This window comes from Halomonas heilongjiangensis (assembly GCF_002879645.1).
Taxonomy (GTDB): domain Bacteria; phylum Pseudomonadota; class Gammaproteobacteria; order Pseudomonadales; family Halomonadaceae; genus Halomonas; species Halomonas heilongjiangensis.
In genome coordinates this window covers 77,850-97,744 of record NZ_PNRE01000023.1, presented here as the reverse complement: position 1 = coordinate 97,744, position 19,895 = coordinate 77,850, and the positions used below count along the sequence as shown (strand labels likewise).

Here is a 19,895-nt window from a genome sequence, read left to right as displayed (position 1 = left end):
GCGGTAGAGGAGCGTCGTGTAAGCCGACGAAGGTGAGTCGAGAGGCTTGCTGGAGGTATCACGAGTGCGAATGCTGACATGAGTAACGACAAGGGGAGTGAAAAACTCCCCCGCCGGAAGACCAAGGGTTTCTGTTCGACGCTAATCGGAGCAGAGTGAGTCGGCCCCTAAGGCGAGGCCGAAAGGCGTAGTCGATGGGAAACGGGTCAATATTCCCGTACCTCACATGGTTGCGATGGGGGGACGAAGAAGGCTAGGTGGGCCAGGCGTTGGTTGTCCTGGTGAAAGCCGGTAGGCTGGGATCTTTGGCAAATCCGGGATCCCCAGGCCGAGAGGCGAGACGAAGGCACTACGGTGCCGAAGTCATCGATGCCACGCTTCCAGGAAAAGCCTCTAAGCTTCAGATCATGTGGGACCGTACCCCAAACCGACACAGGTGGTCAGGTAGAGAATACCCAGGCGCTTGAGAGAACTCGGGTGAAGGAACTAGGCAAAATGGTGCCGTAACTTCGGGAGAAGGCACGCCGCGTTAGTGTGAAGGCCCTCGCGGCCGGAGCACGAGGCGGTCGAAGATACCAGGTGGCTGCAACTGTTTATTAAAAACACAGCACTCTGCAAACGCGCAAGCGGACGTATAGGGTGTGACGCCTGCCCGGTGCCGGAAGGTTAATTGATGGTGTTAGCGCAAGCGAAGCTCCTGATCGAAGCCCCGGTAAACGGCGGCCGTAACTATAACGGTCCTAAGGTAGCGAAATTCCTTGTCGGGTAAGTTCCGACCTGCACGAATGGCGTAATGATGGCCACGCTGTCTCCACCCGAGACTCAGTGAAATTGAAATCGCAGTGAAGATGCTGTGTACCCGCGGCTAGACGGAAAGACCCCGTGAACCTTTACTACAGCTTCACACTGGATGCTGATGTTGCTTGTGTAGGATAGCTGGGAGGCTTTGAAACCCGGACGCCAGTTCGGGTGGAGCCAACCTTGAAATACCAGCCTGGCATCATTGGCGTTCTAACTCAGGTCCGTGATCCGGATCGAGGACAGTGTGTGGTGGGTAGTTTGACTGGGGCGGTCTCCTCCTAAAGAGTAACGGAGGAGCACGAAGGTACCCTCAGCACGGTTGGAAATCGTGCAGTGAGTGCAAGAGCATAAGGGTGCTTGACTGCGAGACAGACACGTCGAGCAGGTACGAAAGTAGGTTCTAGTGATCCGGTGGTTCTGTATGGAAGGGCCATCGCTCAACGGATAAAAGGTACTCCGGGGATAACAGGCTGATACCGCCCAAGAGTTCACATCGACGGCGGTGTTTGGCACCTCGATGTCGGCTCATCACATCCTGGGGCTGAAGTCGGTCCCAAGGGTATGGCTGTTCGCCATTTAAAGTGGTACGCGAGCTGGGTTTAGAACGTCGTGAGACAGTTCGGTCCCTATCTGCCGTGGGCGTTGGACGTTTGAGAAGAGCTGCTCCTAGTACGAGAGGACCGGAGTGGACGCACCTCTGGTGTTCCGGTTGTCACGCCAGTGGCATTGCCGGGTAGCTATGTGCGGACAGGATAACCGCTGAAGGCATCTAAGCGGGAAGCCTCCTTCAAGATGAGACGTCCCCGAGGCCTCGAGCCTCCTGAAGGGCCCAGCGAGACCAGCTGGTTGATAGGCCGGGTGTGGAAGCGCTGCAAGGCGTTGAGCTAACCGGTACTAATGGCCCGTGAGGCTTGACCATATAACACCCAAGAGGTCTGTGATCGCAGACGATTGCGGATACGCCGAGACGATCGCGCCAGCATGATTCATACGTTTTTCGCCTGACGACCATAGCGAGCGGGAACCACCTGATCCCATGCCGAACTCAGTAGTGAAACCGCTCAGCGCCGATGGTAGTGTGGGGTCTCCCCATGCGAGAGTAGGTCATCGTCAGGCATCTATTCAGAGAAAACCCCGAGTTCGAAAGAGCTCGGGGTTTTTTCATTCCTGCGCGATGGATTTCCGGGGGGGCGAGAGTTCCGCTAGAATGTGCCTTTTCCCGCCAGGGGCATGAAGCATGACCATCGGTGACCTGATACGCCTGCTGAGCGATGGCGAGTTCCATTCCGGTGAGCAGCTGGGCGAGCGCCTGGGTGTGTCGCGGGCGGCCGTATGGAAGCAGTTGCGGAAGCTGGAGTCGCTGGGGATCGCCATGGAGGCGGTGAAGGGGCAGGGCTACCGCCTGGCTGAGCCGATGGAGCTGCTCGATGGCGGCGAGATCGTGGCGGGGCTGTCGCGGGGCGCGCGACAGCACCTGACGCGCCTGTTCGTCGAGGAGACGCTGCCCTCCAGTAACGCCTTCATCCGCGAACGCTTCGAGCAGGGGGCCGGTCATGGCGAGGTCTGCCTGGTGGAGCAGCAGAGTGAGGGCCGCGGGCGTCGCGGGCGCGCCTGGACGACGCCCTGGGGCCGGACGCTGATGCTGTCCCTGGGGTGGCGTTTCGAGTCGGGCGTGGCGGCACTGGAGGGGCTGAGCCTCGCCATCGGCGTGGTGCTGGCGAAGGTGCTGGAAAGCCGCGGGGCGAGACCGCGGTTGAAATGGCCCAACGATGTGTTGCTGGAGTCGCCGCAGGGCGAGCTTGGCAAGCTGGCCGGCATCCTGGTGGAGATCAGTGGCGATGCGGCTGGCCCCTGCGAGGTGGTGGTGGGCATTGGCATCAACGTCGACCTCCCGGCCGACTTCCGTGCCGGCATCGACCAGCCGGTGGCCGCGGTGCGCGACCAGGCGCCGGACATCTCGCGCAATGCGCTGGCGGTGGAGCTGCTCGAGGGCTTGCTGCCGCTGATGGCGAGCTTCGAGCAGCAGGGCTTCGCGGCTTGGCAGGGGGAGTGGAATGCTCGCCATGCCTTCGTCGGCCAAGAGGTGGATATCCTGCGCGGCGGGGAGCGCGAACCGGCCATCGCCGAAGGGGTGGACGAGGCCGGCAACCTCTGGGTCCTGCAGGGGCAGCAGCGCCGGCGTCTGGCGGGAGGGGAAGTCAGCGTGCGTGGTCGCCCATGATCCTGGATCTCGATATCGGCAATACCCTGTCCAAGTGGCGGCTCAAGGATGCCGACAGCAGCGAGATCCGCTCGCGCGGCGCCGTCTGGACTCGCGAGGAGTGGCGCCCCGGCTCGGACATTCCGGACCTGGACGTGGTGGAGGCGGTGCGCATCTCCAGCGTGGCGCGCAGGGCGGTGCTCGAGGAGACCGTGTCACTGCTGCGTCGCCGGGTCGGAGCGGTCCATGTGGCGCGTTCCGCTCCCGAGGCCCTGGGCGTCACCAACGGCTACGAGGAGCCGGGCCGACTGGGTGTGGACCGCTGGATGGGCACGCTGGCCTGCTACCAGCTGGCCGGTGGGTGCTGCAGCGTCGACTGTGGCAGTGCCATCACCGTCGACTTCGTGCTGCCGGGAGGCCGACACCTCGGCGGCTACATTCTCCCCGGGCTGCGCCTGATGAAGGAGAGCCTGAAGCTCGGTACCCGCAACGTGGCCATCGACCCGGACAGCGAGGCCGAGGAGCTGCTGGGACCCGGTACGCGCACCGTGGAGGCGGTCAACCATGGTATCTACATGGCGGCGGTCAGTGCGGTGAATCGTATCTACAGCGAGGTATGCGACCGGGAAGGCGTGCCCTTGCCGATGCTGCTCACCGGAGGGGATGCGCGGGTGATCTCGCGGGGCATCCAGGTCCCCCATGCGGTCTGGCCGGATATGGTCTATGCCGGGCTCGAGGCCTGTTTTCCGCTGACCGCCGCCGAGAGGGCGGGAAGGATGTCCGGGGCGCCGCGCGTGCCGTCGCCGGTCTCCCTGGAAAAGATACGTGCCGGGCTTGCATTCTCGATGCTGCTTTGACACAATGCGCCGCGTTCCGAAGCGAAGAGGGGGTGCGGAAAGGCGAGCTTCCTCGGTCAAGATAACTGAGAAAACAGTCACTTGACATCGGGCATGAAGGTGGTAGGATATGCCGCCAGTTGGAGGGGTTCCCGAGTGGCCAAAGGGAGCAGACTGTAAATCTGCCGCGAAAGCTTCGAAGGTTCGAATCCTTCCCCCTCCACCAGAATTCGCCGGCACCGGGCTTGGTCGGGTGGTGGCAGCAAGAGTGGGTAGGCGGGCATAGTTCAATGGTAGAACCTCAGCCTTCCAAGCTGATGATGCGGGTTCGATCCCCGCTGCCCGCTCCAGACATCGATGGTGTGATGTCGCAAGGTTGCGCTCATGTAGCTCAGGGGTAGAGCACACCCTTGGTAAGGGTGAGGTCGACGGTTCAAATCCGTCCATGAGCTCCATATCGAAAAGGCGAGCCCAGGCTCGCCTTTTCTCTTTCTTCCCGAGTCCAGGCTGTGCAGGGAAGGGGTTGCCAGGTGAAGCGGCTTTCGCTATCATGGCGCCCGCTGTAGTGCAGGCCGCTCGCAAAGGGTGGTTGCGGAGCAGATACAGGCCAGTAGCTCAATTGGCAGAGCAGCGGTCTCCAAAACCGCAGGTTGGGGGTTCGATTCCCTCCTGGCCTGCCAGTCTTCCCCAGGCTGGCGTTATTTTATATACTTTCATGTTTCGATTGCCGCGCCCTGAGGAGTCTCGTTTTCATGAAGCATAGCGCCGAGGTGCAGGAGTCGCGCCACGACGGGCTCAAGTGGGCGGTTGTCGTCACTCTGCTGGTCCTGGCCGTTGTCGGCAATACCTACTTCGCCGATCTGGCGCTCCTCTATCGCGTGCTGGGCGTCGTCGCCCTGAGCATTGTGGCGGCGCTGGTTGCCCTGACCACGACCCGGGGGCGCGAGCTCACCGAGCTGGCCAGGAGCGCGAAGAAGGAGATCCAGCGTGTGGTGTGGCCGACGCGCCCCGAGACCGTGCAGACCACGGGTATCGTGCTGGTGGCCGTGCTGGTGGTCGGTCTGATGCTGTGGCTGATCGACACCCTTCTTGGCTGGGCGATGTCCGGCGTCATTGGTTAGGAGTTTCCATGTCCAAGCGTTGGTACGTCGTGCACGCCTACTCCGGCTTCGAGAAGCATGTCATGCGCTCGCTGATCGAGCGCGTGAAGATGCATGGCATGGAGGATCGCTTCGGCGAGATCCTGGTGCCCACCGAAGAAGTCGTCGAGATGCGTGATGGCAAGCGCCGCAAGAGCGAGCGCAAGTTCTATCCCGGCTACGTGCTGGTCGAGATGGAGATGGACGACGAGACCTGGCACCTGGTCAACGAGACCCCGCGCGTCATGGGGTTCATCGGCGGGACCAAGGAGAAGCCTGCGCCGATCACCCAGAAGGAGGCCGATGCCATCCTGCGTCGGGTGAAGGACGGTACCGACAAGCCGCGCCCCAAGACCATGTTCGAGCCGGGGCAGTCCGTGCGCGTGGTCGATGGGCCCTTCGCCGACTTCAATGGGGTGGTGGAAGAGGTCAACTACGACAAGAGTCGCCTGCAGGTCAGCGTGCTGATCTTCGGTCGCTCGACCCCTGTCGAGCTGGAATTCGCGCAGGTCGAGAAGGAATAGCCTCTCGGCCTGACGTTTGCGATGCGGCCGCCGGGTCGGCCGCGTAACCCGGGGAGCCGCAAGGCGCTACTACCCAACTGGAGTCCAACATGGCCAAGAAAGTACAGGCTTACATCAAGCTGCAGGTCGCAGCTGGCAAAGCCAACCCGAGTCCCCCCGTGGGCCCCGCGCTGGGTCAGCACGGTGTCAACATCATGGAGTTCTGCAAGGCCTTCAACGCGGCCACCCAGGACATCGAGCCGGGTCTGCCGACTCCCGTGGTCATCACCGTCTACTCCGACCGCAGCTTCACCTTCGTCACCAAGACCCCGCCCGCCGCGGTCCTGCTGAAGAAGGCCGCTGGCATCAAGTCCGGCTCCGGTGAGCCGAACAAGAAGAAGGTCGGTACCGTGACCCGTGAGCAGCTCGAGGAGATCGCCAAGACCAAGGAGCCGGACCTGACGGCTGCCGATCTCGATGCCGCGGTGCGCACCATTGCCGGTAGTGCCCGTAGCATGGGCCTGAACGTGGAGGGTCTCTGATCATGGCTAAACTGACCAAGCGCGCCAAGCTGATCCAGGAAAAGGTCGATACCGCCAAGGTGTACTCCCTCGAGGAGGCCGTGGCGCTGCTCGCCGAGCTGTCCACCGTCAAGTTCAAGGAGTCCCTGGACGTCGCCATCAACCTGGGCGTCGACCCGCGCAAGTCCGACCAGGTCGTGCGTGGCGCCACCGTCATGCCCAATGGTACCGGCAAGGACGTGCGTGTCGCCGTCTTCACCCAGGGTGCCAACGCCGATGCCGCCAAGGAAGCCGGTGCCGATATCGTCGGCATGGACGATCTGGCCGAGCAGGTGAAGAAGGGCCAGCTCGACTTCGACGTGGTCATCGCCTCGCCGGACGCCATGCGGGTGGTCGGCCAGTTGGGCCAGATCCTCGGTCCGCGCGGCCTGATGCCGAACCCCAAGGTCGGTACCGTGACCCCGGACGTCGCCACCGCGGTGAAGAACGCCAAGGCCGGTCAGGTGCGCTTCCGTACCGACAAGAACGGCATCATCCATACCACCCTTGGCAAGGTCGACTTCGATGCCGCCGCCATCCAGGGCAACCTGGAGGCGCTGGTCGCCGACCTCAAGCGGCTCAAGCCGAGCTCTTCCAAGGGGATCTATTTCAAGAAGGTGACCCTGTCCACCACCATGGGCCCGGGCATCACCGTCGATCACTCCGCGCTGGTCTGAGCGGCGGTTCGACGGCAACAGGCAAGAACTTTGCGGTCCCCGTGCACGGTTGCAGAACGTGCCGGCGGGGCACCGTCAAAGACCGCAGGCGCCGCCCCTCATCGAGAAGGGCGGCTTAATCTTCCCTCGGGAAGGCCTGCGCAGATGGTGTGCCGCCAGACATCTGGTGAGCACCATCACCCAGGACTTCCGCCCCGCTGCTCGCGCGCCGGGGCGGGAGAGATGGTAACCACCGGAGTCCTCGTTCGAGGTTCCGGCACGAAGGAGTGATCACTGTGCCACTAGCACTCGAAGGCAAGAAGGCGATTGTTGCCGAGGTCAGTGCAGCCGCCAAGGACGCTCTCTCCGTCGTAGTTGCCGATTCTCGTGGCGTCACGGTCGAGAAGATGACCGGTCTGCGCAAGCAGGCCCGCGAGAATGGCGTGCAGATCCGTGTTGTGCGCAACACCCTGGCACGCCGCGCCCTGTCAGGCACCCAGTGGGAGTGCCTGAACGACAGCTTCGTGGGCCCGACCCTGCTGGCCTTCTCCACCGAGCACCCGGGCGCCGCCGCCCGTCTGTTCAAGGAGTTCGCCAAGCAGGATCAGAACTTCGAAGTCAAGGCGCTGGCCTACGAGGGCGAGCTGATCCCGGCGACCGACATCGACCGTCTGGCAACACTGCCGACCTACGATGAGGCGATCGCCAAGCTGATGTCCGTCATGAAGGAAGCTTCTGCCGGCAAGCTGGTCCGTACCCTCGCCGCGCTGCGCGACCAGAAGCAGGAAGCCGCCGCCTGATCGGCGAACTCTGCTGCGCAGCCCGAATCGAACATTGAATCCTCGAGCTATCGGCCTACCGAAGCTCCCGCAAAGTTAGGAACCTGAAAATGGCACTGACCAAAGAAGACATCATCAACGCCGTCGCCGACATGTCCGTCATGGAAGTCGTCGAGCTGATCGAAGCCATGGAAGAGAAGTTCGGCGTCTCTGCCGCTGCCGCCGTCGTGGCCGGCCCGGCTGCCGGTGGCGAAGCCGCCGCCGAAGAGCAGACCGAGTTCGACCTGGTGCTGACCGCTGCCGGCGAGAAGAAGGTCAACGTGATCAAGGTCGTCCGCGAGATCACCGGCCTGGGCCTGAAGGAAGCCAAGGGCGCCGTCGACGGCGCACCGGCGACCATCAAGGAAGCCCTGTCCAAGGACGAGGCCGAAGCGGCCAAGGCCAAACTGGAAGAGGCCGGCGCGAGCGTGGAGCTCAAGTAATCCTTGTGCCCATGGCTTCACGCGCTGCGTAAGCTTCCACGGCTGGTGGCGGGACACCCGCTGCCGGCCTTTTTCTGTTGTCACTGGCCTCTGCATGAGCAGAGCCGCCAGCCGAATTCCGAAGGCGAGCAACCCGACGCGGTGCTTGCCTTCATCGCCTGACGGAGCCGCTCCCGTCGGGTGGCGCCGACCACGCATCGGTCACCCATGGTGAACAAGCTGGGGAATACAGATGGCTTACTCATACACTGAGAAAAAACGCATCCGCAAGGATTTCGGCAAACTGCCCCAAGTGATGGATGTGCCCTACCTGCTGGCCATCCAGCTTGATTCCTACTACGACTTTCTCCAGCAGGACCGCTCGCCCGAGGAGCGCCTCGAGATCGGTCTGCATGCGGCCTTCAAGTCCGTGTTCCCGATCGAGAGCTTCTCCGGCAATGCCGCCCTGGAGTACGTCAGCTACCGTTTCGGCACTCCGGCCTTCGACGTCAAGGAGTGCCAGCTGCGTGGCGTCACCTATTCGGCTCCGCTGCGTGTCAAGGTTCGCCTGATCATCTACGACAAGGAGTCGTCGAACAAGGCGATCAAGGACATCAAGGAGCAGGAAGTCTACATGGGGGAGATCCCCCTGATGACCGAGAACGGCACCTTCGTCGTCAACGGCACCGAGCGGGTCATCGTCTCCCAGCTGCATCGTTCGCCCGGCGTGTTCTTCGACCATGACAAGGGCAAGAGCCACTCCTCCGGCAAGCTGCTCTATTCCGCCCGGGTGATCCCCTACCGCGGCTCCTGGCTGGACTTCGAGTTCGACCCGAAGGACAGCGTCTTCGTGCGCATCGACCGTCGCCGCAAGCTGCCGGCGACGGTACTGATGCGTGCGCTGGGCATGAGCGCCGAGGAGATCCTCGACGAGTTCTTCGAGACCAGCACCTTCCACATCGAGAAGTCCGGCTTCTCCGTGGAGCTGGTGCCGTCGCGCCTGCGCGGCGAGACCGCCACCTTCGACATCAAGGACGGCGAGGGCAACCTGATCGTCGAGGAAGGCCGTCGCATCACCCAGAAGCACATCCGTCAGCTGGAGAAGGCCGGCCTCGAGCGCCTCGAGGTGCCGATGGAGTACCTGTTCGGCAAGACCCTGGCCCGTGACCAGGTCGATCCGAACACCGGTGAGCTGATCTGCGAGTGCAACAGCGAGATCATTCCGGAGCTGCTGGAGAAACTGGGCCAGGCCGGCATCACCACGCTCGAGACGCTCTACACCAACGATCTCGACTGTGGTCCCTTCGTCTCCGACACCCTCAAGCTGGACACCACCGGGTCCCAGCTCGAGGCGCTGGTCGAGATCTATCGCATGATGCGCCCCGGCGAGCCGCCCACCAAGGAGGCCGCCGAGACCCTGTTCCACAACCTGTTCTTCACCGAGGATCGCTACGACCTCTCCGGCGTCGGTCGCATGAAGTTCAACCGTCGCCTGCGCCGTGACGCCGATACCGGCTCCGGCGTACTCGACCAGCGCGACATCCTCGACGTGCTCAAGGAGCTGATCAACATCCGTAACGGCTTCGGCGAAGTCGACGATATCGATCACCTGGGCAACCGTCGTATCCGCTGCGTCGGCGAGATGGCCGAGAACCAGTTCCGCGTGGGGCTGGTGCGGGTCGAGCGTGCGGTCAAGGAGCGTCTCTCCATGGCCGAGAGCGAGGGCCTGATGCCCCAGGACCTGATCAACGCCAAGCCCGTCGCCGCGGCGGTCAAGGAGTTCTTCGGCTCCAGCCAGCTCTCCCAGTTCATGGACCAGAACAACCCGCTCTCCGAGGTCACCCACAAGCGCCGCGTCTCGGCGCTCGGCCCGGGCGGCCTGACCCGCGAGCGCGCCGGCTTCGAGGTGCGTGACGTCCACGCCACCCACTACGGCCGGCTGTGCCCGATCGAGACCCCGGAAGGGCCGAACATCGGCCTGATCAACTCGCTGGCCACCTACAGCCACACCAACAGCTACGGCTTCCTCGAGACGCCGTACCGCAAGGTGGTCGACCGTCAGGTGACCGACGAGGTGGTGCACCTCTCGGCGATCGAGGAGGGCGACTTCATCATTGCCCAGGCCTCGGCCACCGTCGACGAGTCGGGCAAGCTGGTCGACGACCTGGTGCAGGTTCGCCACAAGGGCGAGACCACCTTCATGCGTCCCGAGCAGGTCACCCTGATGGACGTTTCCCCGCGCCAGGTGGTCTCGGTGGCGGCGGCGCTGATCCCGTTCCTCGAGCACGACGACGCCAACCGCGCCCTGATGGGCTCGAACATGCAGCGTCAGGCGGTGCCGACGCTGCGCGCCGAGAAGCCGCTCGTCGGTACCGGCATGGAGCGTTTCGTGGCCCGCGACTCCGGGGTCTGCGCCGTGGCGCGTCGCGGCGGGGTGATCGACTCGGTCGACGCCAAGCGTATCGTGGTGCGCATCAACGAGGACGAGATCATCGGCGGCGAGGCCGGCGTCGATATCTACAACCTCACCAAGTACGTGCGTTCCAACCAGAACACCTGCATGAACCAGCGCCCCATCGTGCGCCCCGGCGACGAGGTGGCGCGTGGCGACATCCTGGCCGACGGCCCGTCCGTGGACATGGGCGACCTGGCGCTGGGCCAGAACATGCGCATCGCCTTCATGCCCTGGAACGGCTACAACTTCGAGGACTCCATCCTGCTCTCCGAGCGGGTCGTCCAGGAAGACCGCTTCACCACCATCCACATCCAGGAGCTGACCTGTGTGTCGCGCGACACCAAGCTGGGGCCGGAGGAGATCACCTCCGATATCCCCAACGTCGGTGAGTCGGCGCTGGCCAAGCTCGACGAGGCCGGGGTGGTCTACATCGGCGCCGAGGTCGGGCCGGGCGACATCCTGGTCGGCAAGGTCACACCCAAGGGCGAGACCCAGCTGACCCCGGAGGAGAAGCTGCTGCGGGCGATCTTCGGCGAGAAGGCCTCGGACGTGAAGGACACCTCGCTGCGTGCCCCGACCGGCATGCGCGGTACCGTCATCGACGTCCAGGTGTTCACCCGCGACGGCGTGGAGAAGGACTCCCGGGCACTCTCCATCGAGCAGATGCAGCTCGACGAGGTGCGCAAGGACCTGCAGGAGACCTACCGCATCGCCGAGGACGCCACCTTCGAGCGTCTCAAGCGCACCCTCTCGGGGCAGGCGGTCCACGGCGGTCCGCGGCTGAAGAAGGGCGACATCCTCTCCGACGACTACCTCGAGGAGCTGCCGCGGCAGCAGTGGTTCAAGCTGCGCCTGCAGGACGAGGCGCTCAACGAGCTGCTGGCCCAGGCCGACGAGCAACTCGAGAACCGTCGCCGCGAGATGGACGAGCGTTTCGAGGACAAGAAGCGCAAGCTGACCCAGGGCGACGACCTCGCGCCGGGCGTGCTGAAGATCGTCAAGGTCTACATGGCGGTCAAGCGTCGCATCCAGCCGGGCGACAAGATGGCCGGTCGTCACGGTAACAAGGGCGTCATCTCGGCGATCATGCCGATCGAGGACATGCCCTTCGACGACAATGGCGAGCCGGTCGACGTGGTGCTCAACCCGCTGGGCGTGCCGTCACGGATGAACGTCGGTCAGATCCTCGAGACCCACCTGGGCCTGGCGGCCCGCGGCCTCGGGGTGAAGATCGAGGGCATGCTGCGCGAGGCCCGCGACCAGCAGGTCGGCCAGCTCCGCGACTTCCTGGGGCAGGTCTACAACACCGAGGGGACCCGCATCGAGGATCTCGACTCGCTGGCCGACGACGAGGTGATCGCCCTGGCGAAGAACCTCCAGGCGGGCGTGCCGATGGCCTCGCCGGTGTTCGACGGCGCCAAGGAGAGCGAGATCAAGCACCTGCTCAAGCTCGCCGACCTGCCGGACTCCGGCCAGATGGCCCTCTACGACGGCCGCACCGGCGACGCCTTCGACCGTCCGGTGACCGTCGGCTACATGTACATGCTCAAGCTCAACCACCTGGTGGACGACAAGATGCATGCGCGCTCGACCGGCTCCTACTCGCTGGTCACCCAGCAGCCGCTGGGCGGCAAGGCGCAGTTCGGCGGGCAGCGTTTCGGCGAGATGGAGGTCTGGGCCCTGGAAGCCTACGGCGCGGCCTACACCCTCCAGGAGATGCTCACGGTCAAGTCCGACGACGTGGAGGGGCGCACCAAGATGTACAAGAGCATCGTGGATGGCGACCACACCATGCAGGCGGGCATGCCGGAATCCTTCAACGTGCTGGTGAAGGAGATCCGCTCGCTGGGCATCGACATCGAGCTCGAGAGCTGAGGCGGCCGACGCTTCACAGAATGACGGTCCGCGGGGGTGGCAACGCCCCCGCCCATGACAACTCCGCAGCGGAGCCGACCCCATGAAAGATTTGGTGAAAGTCCTCAAATCGCAGTCTCAGTCCGACGAGTTCGACGCGATCAAGATCACGCTCGCGTCGCCGGACATGATTCGCTCCTGGTCATTCGGCGAGGTGAAGAAGCCCGAGACCATCAACTACCGCACCTTCAAGCCGGAGCGTGACGGCCTGTTCTGCGCCAAGATCTTCGGCCCGGTGAAGGACTACGAGTGCCTGTGCGGCAAGTACAAGCGCATGAAGCACCGCGGCATCATCTGCGAGAAGTGCGGCGTCGAGGTCACCAAGGCCGCGGTGCGCCGCGAGCGCATGGGCCATATCGAGCTCGCCTCGCCGGTCGCCCACATCTGGTTCCTCAAGTCGCTGCCGTCGCGCATCGGCATGTTCCTGGACATGACCCTGCGTGACATCGAGCGGGTGCTCTACTTCGAGAGCTTCGTGGTCATCGACCCGGGCATGACCACCCTCGAGCGCGGCCAACTGCTCAACGACGAGCAGTACTTCGAGGCCCTCGAGGAGTTCGGTGACGACTTCGACGCCCGCATGGGCGCCGAGGCGGTCCAGGCGCTGCTCAAGGACATCGACCTCGAGGAGGAGATCGACCGCCTGCGCGAGGAGATCCCCCAGACCAACTCCGAGACCAAGATCAAGAAGCTCTCCAAGCGGCTCAAGCTGCTGGAGGCCTTCTACAACTCCGGCAATGCGCCGGCGTGGATGGTCATGGAGGTGCTGCCGGTGCTGCCGCCGGACCTGCGTCCGCTGGTGCCGCTGGACGGCGGCCGCTTCGCGACCTCCGACCTCAACGACCTGTACCGCCGGGTAATCAACCGCAACAACCGCCTCAAGCGGCTGCTCGACCTCAATGCGCCGGACATCATCGTGCGCAACGAGAAGCGCATGCTGCAGGAGGCGGTGGATGCCCTGCTCGACAACGGCCGTCGTGGCCGGGCCATCACCGGCTCCAACAAGCGCCCGCTGAAGTCCCTGGCCGATATGATCAAGGGCAAGCAGGGGCGTTTCCGCCAGAACCTGCTGGGCAAGCGCGTCGACTACTCCGGCCGCTCGGTCATTACCGTGGGCCCGACCCTGCGCCTGCACCAGTGCGGCCTGCCCAAGAAGATGGCGCTGGAGCTGTTCAAGCCGTTCATCTACTCCAAGCTGCAGACCCTGGGGCATGCGTCGACCATCAAGGCCGCCAAGAAGATGGTCGAGCGCGAGCTGCCCGAGGTGTGGGACATCCTCGCCGATGTCATCCGTGAGCACCCGGTGCTGCTCAACCGCGCCCCGACCCTGCACCGCCTCGGCATCCAGGCCTTCGAGCCGCTGCTGATCGAGGGCAAGGCGATCCAGCTGCACCCGCTGGTGTGTGCCGCCTACAACGCCGACTTCGACGGTGACCAGATGGCGGTGCACGTGCCGCTGACCCTGGAAGCCCAGCTCGAGGCCCGGGCGCTGATGATGGCCACCAACAACGTGCTGTCACCGGCCAACGGCGAGCCGATCATCGTGCCCTCCCAGGACGTGGTGCTGGGCCTCTATTACATGACCCGCGAGCGCATCAACGCCAAGGGCGAGGGCATGGTGTTCGCCAACCTCAACGAGGTCGAGCGCGCCTTCGGCACCCAGAACGTCGAGCTGCATGCCCGGGTCAAGGTGCGCCTGACCGAGTACCTGCCCGAGGAAGAGGACGGCGAGCTGGTCAAGAAGCAGACCATCTTCGACACCACCGTGGGGCGTGCGCTGCTGTTCCGCATCCTCCCCAAGGGGGTGCCCTTCGAGCTGGTCGACCAGCCGATGAAGAAGAAGGCGATCTCGAAGCTGCTCAACGAGGTGTACCGCCGCGCCGGCCTCAAGCCGACGGTGATCTTCGCCGACCAGCTGATGTACACCGGCTTCCGCCTGGCGACCTGGTCCGGCGCCTCGATCGGCGTCAACGACTTCGTGATTCCCGAGGCCAAGGCCGAGATCATCGACGCGGCCGAGGACGAAGTGAAGGAGATCGAGGATCAGTTCTCCTCGGGTCTCGTCACCGCCGGCGAGAAGTACAACAAGGTGATCGACATCTGGTCCAAGGCCAACGACAAGGTGGCCAAGGCGATGATGGCGGGGATCTCCAAGGAGACCGTCACCGATCGCGACGGCAACCAGGTCGAGCAGGACTCGTTCAACAGCGTGTTCATCATGGCCGACTCCGGCGCCCGGGGTAGTGCCGCCCAGATCCGTCAGTTGGCGGGCATGCGCGGCCTGATGGCCAAGCCGGACGGCTCGATCATCGAGACCCCGATCGTCGCCAACTTCCGTGAGGGCCTGAACGTCCTCCAGTACTTCATCTCGACCCACGGCGCGCGGAAGGGCCTGGCGGACACGGCGCTCAAGACCGCCAACTCCGGTTACCTGACCCGTCGCCTGGTCGACGTGGCCCAGGACATGGTGATCACCGAGTCGGACTGTGGCACCGAGAACGGCCTGACCCTGCACCCGGTCATCGAGGGCGGCGACATCATCGTCTCCCTGGCCCAGCGCGTGCTGGGTCGTGTGGTGGCCCAGGACGTCATCGACCCGGCCACCGAGGAAGTGCTGATCCCCCGCGGCACCCTGCTCGACGAGGCCTGGTGTGCCGAGCTCGACACCATGGGCGTCGACGAGATCGTGGTGCGCAGCGCGATCAGCTGCGAGACCGCCCACGGCGTCTGTTCGGCCTGCTACGGCCGCGATCTGGCGCGTGGCCACCAGGTCAACATCGGCGAGGCGGTGGGCGTCATCGCCGCCCAGTCGATCGGTGAGCCGGGCACCCAGCTGACCATGCGGACCTTCCACATCGGCGGCGCGGCATCGCGCGCCTCGGCGGTGGACAGCGTCCAGGTCAAGCACGGCGGCCGCGTGCGCCTGCACAACATCAAGTACGTCGAGCGCGCCGACGGCAAGCTGGTGGTGGTTTCCCGCTCCAGCGCCCTGGCGGTGGCCGACGATCATGGCCGCGAGCGCGAGTACTACAAGCTGCCCTACGGTGCCGAGCTCTCCGTCAAGGACGGCGAGGCGGTCGAGGCCGGCCAGGCCGTGGCCAAGTGGGATCCCCACACCCACCCCATCGTCGCCGAGGCCGAGGGCCAGGTGCAGTATGCGGACATGGACGAGGGCCTGACCATCCACCGTAGCGTGGACGAGATGACCGGCCTCTCCTCCATCGAGGTGATCGAGGCCGCCGCCCGCCCCCTGACCGGCCGCGACAAGCGTCCGATGATCCTGCTGTCCGACGAGGCCGGCAAGCCGGTGACCGTGACCGGCTCCGACACCCCGGTGCAGTACCTGCTGCCGGGCAAGGCGATCGTCACCGCCGACAACGGTTCGAAGATCGGCGTCGGCGAGATCGTCGCGCGTATCCCCGTGGAGGCGTCCGGCAACAAGGACATCACCGGGGGTCTGCCGCGGGTCGCCGACCTGTTCGAGGCGCGCAAGCCGAAGGAACCGGCGATCCTGGCCGATATCAGCGGCGTGATCAGCTTCGGCAAGGAGACCAAGGGCAAGCGGCGCCTGACGATCACCCCGGAAGGCGGCGGCGATCCGTTCGAGATGCTGATCCCGAAGTGGCGCCAGATCGCGGTGTTCGAGGGCGAGAGCGTCGAGAAGGGCGAGGTGATCTCCGACGGGCCGAGCAACCCCCACGACATCCTGCGTCTGCTGGGCGTGGCGGAGCTGGCCAAGTACATCACCGCCGAGATCCAGGACGTCTACCGCCTGCAGGGCGTGGGCATCAACGACAAGCACATCGAAGTGATCGTGCGTCAGATGCTGCGCAAGGTGGAGATCACCGATTCCGGGGATTCGGATTTCATCCCGGGCGACCAGGTCGAACTGGTTCGGGTGCTCGAGCAGAATGCCTTCCTCGAGAAGGCGGAGAAATTCCCGGCCAAGTACCAGCGGGTGCTGCTGGGTATCACCAAGGCCAGCCTGGCCACCGAGTCGTTCATCTCCGCGGCCTCCTTCCAGGAGACCACGCGGGTGCTGACCGAAGCGGCGGTCACCGGCAAGCGCGACTACCTGCGTGGCCTCAAGGAGAACGTGGTGGTGGGACGCCTGATCCCGGCCGGTACCGGCCTGACCCACCACGCGGAGCGCAAGCGCAAGCGTGAAGACGCCGACCGCCTGCTCCACCCGTCGGCCTTCGATGTCGAGCAGGAACTGGGCGCCCAGCTCACCGCGCTCGACTCGGACGACGACGAGATCTGACGCCGCGGGCCGCGGGCCTGGCGTGCTCCCCCGCGGGGGTGGGCGCCAGGCTTGACGGCCGGGCGCGTCAGCCATTAGAATGCGCAGCCTTTAACAGTGGGGTGGGTGCGCCCGCGCCCGCTGGAAAGGCAGCGTAGTACAGGAAAGCGAGCGGCTACCTCGCTTCCGCGAAGGCAACCCATTGGAGCAATAGATGGCAACGATCAATCAGCTCGTGCGCAAGCCGCGCAAGCGCCCCGTCAGCAAGAGCGACGTGCCGGCGCTGCAGGCCTGCCCGCAGAAGCGCGGGGTCTGCACCCGCGTCTACACCACCACCCCGAAGAAGCCGAACTCGGCCCTGCGTAAGGTCTGCCGTGTGCGCCTCACCAACGGTTTCGAGGTCTCTTCCTACATCGGCGGTGAAGGCCACAACCTGCAGGAGCACTCCGTGGTCCTGATTCGCGGCGGCCGTGTCAAGGACCTTCCCGGTGTGCGTTATCACACCGTGCGTGGCGCCCTGGACACCTCCGGCGTGCAGAACCGCAAGCAGGGTCGCTCCAAGTACGGTACCAAGCGGCCCAAGGCGTAAATCGGGTGGCTCAGGCCAACCCTACGGAACACATGGCATCGGTCTGATAAGAGTAAGGTCGAGCGCCGCCGCAGGCGGTCGTCTCGGGTTTACCTGAAGGACCCTTTACAGAGGGCTTATCATGCCTAGAAGAAGAGTTGCGGCTAAGCGCGAGATCCTGCCGGATCCCAAGTTCGGAAGCGAGCGCCTGGCGAAGTTCATGAACCACCTGATGGTCAGCGGCAAGAAGTCCGTAGCTGAGCGCATCGTCTACGGTGCGCTGGACAGGGTTGCCGAGCGTAGCAAGGAAGAGCCGCTGGAGATCTTCGACAAGGCGCTGGAAGCCATCCAGCCCATGGTCGAGGTCAAGTCTCGCCGCGTCGGCGGTGCGACCTATCAGGTGCCGGTCGAGGTGCGTCCCTCGCGTCGTCAGGCGCTGGCCATGCGCTGGCTGGTGGATGCCGCCCGCCGTCGTGGTGAGAAGACCATGGTGCAGCGTCTGGCCGGCGAGATGCTGGATGCCGCCGAAGGCAAGGGCTCGGCCGTCAAGAAGCGTGAAGACGTGCATCGCATGGCGGAAGCCAACAAGGCCTTCTCGCACTATCGTTTCTAAGTGCAGCGCTTCTAACGCATCGCCAATCAACGGGGAGTTCCAACGTGGCTCGCAAGACTCCGCTAAATCGTTACCGCAATATCGGTATCGTTGCACACGTCGACGCCGGCAAGACCACCACGACCGAGCGCGTCCTGTTCTACACCGGCCTGTCGCACAAGGTCGGTGAGGTCCATGATGGTGCCGCCACCATGGACTGGATGGAGCAGGAGCAGGAGCGTGGCATCACCATCACCTCCGCCGCGACCACCTGCTTCTGGCAGGGCATGAACAAGCAGTTCGATGAGCACCGCATCAACATCATCGATACCCCGGGGCACGTCGACTTCACCATCGAGGTCGAGCGTTCGCTGCGCGTGCTCGACGGTGCCGTCGTGGTGCTGTGCGGCTCGTCCGGCGTCCAGCCCCAGACCGAGACCGTGTGGCGTCAGGCCAACAAGTACGAAGTCCCGCGCATGGTGTTCGTCAACAAGATGGACCGCACCGGCGCCGACTTCTTCATGGTGGTCGACCAGCTCAAGGAGCGTCTCGGCGCCAATGCCGTGCCGATCCAGATCAACTGGGGCACCGAGGAAGACTTCAAGGGCGTCATCGACCTGATCGCCATGAAGGCCATCCTGTGGGACGAGGATAGCCTCGGCATGAGCTATGAGCTCGTCGATATTCCCGCCGAGCTTCAGGAGACGGCCGAGAAGTACCGCGAAGAGATGGTCGAGGCGGCCGCCGAGGCCTCCGAAGAGCTGATGGACAAGTATCTCGAGGGTGGTGAGCTGACCATCGAAGAGATCAAGGCCGGCCTGCGTCGTCGCACCCTGGACAACGAGATCGTGCTGGTCACCTGCGGCTCGGCGTTCAAGAACAAGGGCGTGCAGGCGGTGCTCGATGGCGTCATCGAGTACATGCCGTCACCCACCGAGGTCAAGGCCATCGAGGGTGAGCTCGACGACAAGGATGGCACCATCGCCACCCGCGAGGCGGACGACAGTGCGCCGTTCGCCGCGCTGGCGTTCAAGATCGCCACCGACCCCTTCGTCGGCACCCTGACCTTCATTCGCGTCTACTCCGGGGTGCTGAAGTCCGGTGACAGCGTCTACAACTCGGTCAAGCAGAAGAAGGAGCGCGTGGGGCGTATCGTGCAGATGCACGCCAACTCCCGCGAAGAGATCAAGGAAGTGCTGGCCGGCGACATCGCCGCCTGCATCGGCCTCAAGGACGTCACCACCGGTGACACCCTGTGCGACCTGAACGACAAGATCGTTCTCGAGCGCATGGAGTTCCCGGATCCGGTGATCTCGGTGGCGGTGGAGCCGAAGTCCAAGGCCGACCAGGAGAAGATGGGCGTGGCGCTGGGCAAGCTGGCCCAGGAGGACCCCTCGTTCCGCGTCAAGACCGACGAGGAGACCGGCCAGACCATCATCTCCGGTATGGGCGAGCTGCACCTCGACATCATCGTCGACCGCATGCGTCGCGAGTTCAAGGTCGAGGCCAACATCGGCAAGCCGCAGGTCGCCTATCGCGAGACCATTCGCGGCACGGTCGAGCAGGAAGGCAAGTTCGTGCGTCAGTCAGGCGGTCGCGGTCAGTACGGCCATGTCTGGTTGCGCATCGAGCCGCTGACTGCGGCAGACAAGGGCGAAGACGAAGAGTTGCACTTCAAATTCGCCTCCGAGATCGTCGGCGGTGTGGTTCCCAAGGAATACGTGCCAGCCGTCGAGAAAGGGGCCTACGAGCAGCTGCAGAACGGTGTCATCGCGGGCTACCCGATGATCGACGTCAAGGTTACGCTGTACGATGGCTCCTACCACGACGTGGACTCCAACGAGACCGCGTTCAAGGTCGCCTCTTCCATGGCGATCAAAGAAGGTGCCAAGAAGGCCAGGGCCGTGCTGCTGGAGCCGGTGATGAAGGTCGAGGTCGTGACTCCCGAGGACTTCATGGGTGATGTCATGGGCGACCTGAACCGCCGTCGCGGTCTGGTGCAGGGCATGGATGACTCGTCTGCCGGCAAGATCATCCGCGCCCGGGTTCCGTTGGCTGAGATGTTCGGTTACGCGACCGATCTGCGTTCTCAGACCCAGGGCCGCGCAAGCTACGTCATGGAGTTTGCGGATTACGAAGAGGCGCCGTCCAGCGTCGTTGAAGCCGTCATCAACCAAAACGGTTAACC

General features: G+C 64.2%; 13 protein-coding genes, 4 tRNA genes and 2 rRNA genes. All 19 read left to right on the top strand.

What is annotated here, in order from left to right; translation table 11 throughout:
- Positions 1-1,720 (top strand): 23S ribosomal RNA (locus tag C1H66_RS04840); the annotation flags it as partial.
- Between the two features lie 81 nt (positions 1,721-1,801).
- Positions 1,802-1,917 (top strand): 5S ribosomal RNA (gene rrf / locus C1H66_RS04835).
- A 121-nt stretch (positions 1,918-2,038) separates the two neighbouring features.
- Complete coding sequence (locus C1H66_RS04830) at positions 2,039-3,022, top strand: biotin--[acetyl-CoA-carboxylase] ligase (RefSeq protein ID WP_102626771.1); 984 nt, start codon at positions 2,039-2,041, stop codon at positions 3,020-3,022.
- The gene (locus C1H66_RS04825; protein ID WP_102626770.1) at positions 3,019-3,858 is read left to right on the top strand and encodes a type III pantothenate kinase; all 840 of its coding nucleotides are present in this window, start codon (positions 3,019-3,021) and stop codon (positions 3,856-3,858) included. Before C1H66_RS04830 ends, C1H66_RS04825 begins: the two co-directional genes overlap by 4 nt.
- A gap of 121 nt (positions 3,859-3,979) precedes the next feature.
- Positions 3,980-4,063 (top strand) — tRNA-Tyr (locus C1H66_RS04820).
- A 50-nt stretch (positions 4,064-4,113) separates the two neighbouring features.
- A tRNA-Gly gene (locus tag C1H66_RS04815) sits at positions 4,114-4,187 on the top strand.
- A gap of 30 nt (positions 4,188-4,217) precedes the next feature.
- A tRNA-Thr gene (locus tag C1H66_RS04810) sits at positions 4,218-4,292 on the top strand.
- A 149-nt stretch (positions 4,293-4,441) separates the two neighbouring features.
- A tRNA-Trp gene (locus tag C1H66_RS04805) sits at positions 4,442-4,517 on the top strand.
- A 72-nt stretch (positions 4,518-4,589) separates the two neighbouring features.
- Positions 4,590-4,958 (top strand): preprotein translocase subunit SecE, encoded by a 369-nt coding sequence (gene secE / locus C1H66_RS04800; RefSeq protein ID WP_102626769.1) that lies wholly within the window; start codon positions 4,590-4,592, stop codon positions 4,956-4,958.
- 8 nt (positions 4,959-4,966) lie between these two features.
- Complete coding sequence (nusG, locus tag C1H66_RS04795; protein ID WP_102626768.1) at positions 4,967-5,500, top strand: transcription termination/antitermination protein NusG; 534 nt, start codon at positions 4,967-4,969, stop codon at positions 5,498-5,500.
- An 89-nt stretch (positions 5,501-5,589) separates the two neighbouring features.
- Positions 5,590-6,021: a 50S ribosomal protein L11 gene (gene rplK, locus C1H66_RS04790; protein ID WP_102626767.1), complete on the top strand. Its 432-nt coding sequence runs from the start codon at positions 5,590-5,592 to the stop codon at positions 6,019-6,021.
- Positions 6,022-6,023: 2 nt separating this feature from the next.
- Positions 6,024-6,716 (top strand): 50S ribosomal protein L1, encoded by a 693-nt coding sequence (rplA, locus tag C1H66_RS04785; RefSeq protein WP_102626766.1) that lies wholly within the window; start codon positions 6,024-6,026, stop codon positions 6,714-6,716.
- Between the two features lie 275 nt (positions 6,717-6,991).
- On the top strand, positions 6,992-7,495 hold the full coding sequence (gene rplJ, locus C1H66_RS04780) for a 50S ribosomal protein L10 (protein ID WP_102626765.1): 504 nt from the start codon (positions 6,992-6,994) through the stop codon (positions 7,493-7,495).
- An 89-nt stretch (positions 7,496-7,584) separates the two neighbouring features.
- Positions 7,585-7,956 (top strand): 50S ribosomal protein L7/L12, encoded by a 372-nt coding sequence (gene rplL, locus C1H66_RS04775; protein WP_102626764.1) that lies wholly within the window; start codon positions 7,585-7,587, stop codon positions 7,954-7,956.
- Positions 7,957-8,188: 232 nt separating this feature from the next.
- On the top strand, positions 8,189-12,265 hold the full coding sequence (rpoB, locus tag C1H66_RS04770; protein WP_102626763.1) for a DNA-directed RNA polymerase subunit beta: 4,077 nt from the start codon (positions 8,189-8,191) through the stop codon (positions 12,263-12,265).
- Positions 12,266-12,347: 82 nt separating this feature from the next.
- Entirely contained in the window at positions 12,348-16,568 is a 4,221-nt protein-coding gene (gene rpoC / locus C1H66_RS04765; protein ID WP_102626762.1) for a DNA-directed RNA polymerase subunit beta', read from the top strand.
- 193 nt (positions 16,569-16,761) lie between these two features.
- On the top strand, positions 16,762-17,136 hold the full coding sequence (gene rpsL, locus C1H66_RS04760; RefSeq protein WP_102626761.1) for a 30S ribosomal protein S12: 375 nt from the start codon (positions 16,762-16,764) through the stop codon (positions 17,134-17,136).
- 121 nt (positions 17,137-17,257) lie between these two features.
- On the top strand, positions 17,258-17,728 hold the full coding sequence (rpsG, locus tag C1H66_RS04755) for a 30S ribosomal protein S7 (protein WP_102626760.1): 471 nt from the start codon (positions 17,258-17,260) through the stop codon (positions 17,726-17,728).
- Positions 17,729-17,772: 44 nt separating this feature from the next.
- Positions 17,773-19,893 carry an elongation factor G gene (gene fusA, locus C1H66_RS04750; RefSeq protein ID WP_102626759.1) on the top strand — a complete coding sequence of 707 codons (2,121 nt, stop codon included), beginning with the start codon at positions 17,773-17,775 and terminating at the stop codon, positions 19,891-19,893.
- Positions 19,894-19,895: the final 2 nt, after the last annotated feature.

Excerpts from the sequence above, each read along its gene's own strand:
- C1H66_RS04825 (WP_102626770.1), top strand. The coding sequence starts at position 3,019 with ATGATCCTGGATCTCGATATCGGCAATACCCTGTCCAAGTGGCGGCTC.
- rpoC (WP_102626762.1), top strand. The coding sequence starts at position 12,348 with ATGAAAGATTTGGTGAAAGTCCTCAAATCGCAGTCTCAGTCCGACGAG.
- rpoB (WP_102626763.1), top strand. The coding sequence starts at position 8,189 with ATGGCTTACTCATACACTGAGAAAAAACGCATCCGCAAGGATTTCGGC.
- C1H66_RS04830 (WP_102626771.1), top strand. The coding sequence starts at position 2,039 with ATGACCATCGGTGACCTGATACGCCTGCTGAGCGATGGCGAGTTCCAT.
- rplK (WP_102626767.1), top strand. The coding sequence starts at position 5,590 with ATGGCCAAGAAAGTACAGGCTTACATCAAGCTGCAGGTCGCAGCTGGC.
- rpsG (WP_102626760.1), top strand. The coding sequence starts at position 17,258 with ATGCCTAGAAGAAGAGTTGCGGCTAAGCGCGAGATCCTGCCGGATCCC.
- nusG (WP_102626768.1), top strand. The coding sequence starts at position 4,967 with ATGTCCAAGCGTTGGTACGTCGTGCACGCCTACTCCGGCTTCGAGAAG.
- rplA (WP_102626766.1), top strand. The coding sequence starts at position 6,024 with ATGGCTAAACTGACCAAGCGCGCCAAGCTGATCCAGGAAAAGGTCGAT.
- secE (WP_102626769.1), top strand. The coding sequence starts at position 4,590 with ATGAAGCATAGCGCCGAGGTGCAGGAGTCGCGCCACGACGGGCTCAAG.
- rplL (WP_102626764.1), top strand. The coding sequence starts at position 7,585 with ATGGCACTGACCAAAGAAGACATCATCAACGCCGTCGCCGACATGTCC.
- rpsL (WP_102626761.1), top strand. The coding sequence starts at position 16,762 with ATGGCAACGATCAATCAGCTCGTGCGCAAGCCGCGCAAGCGCCCCGTC.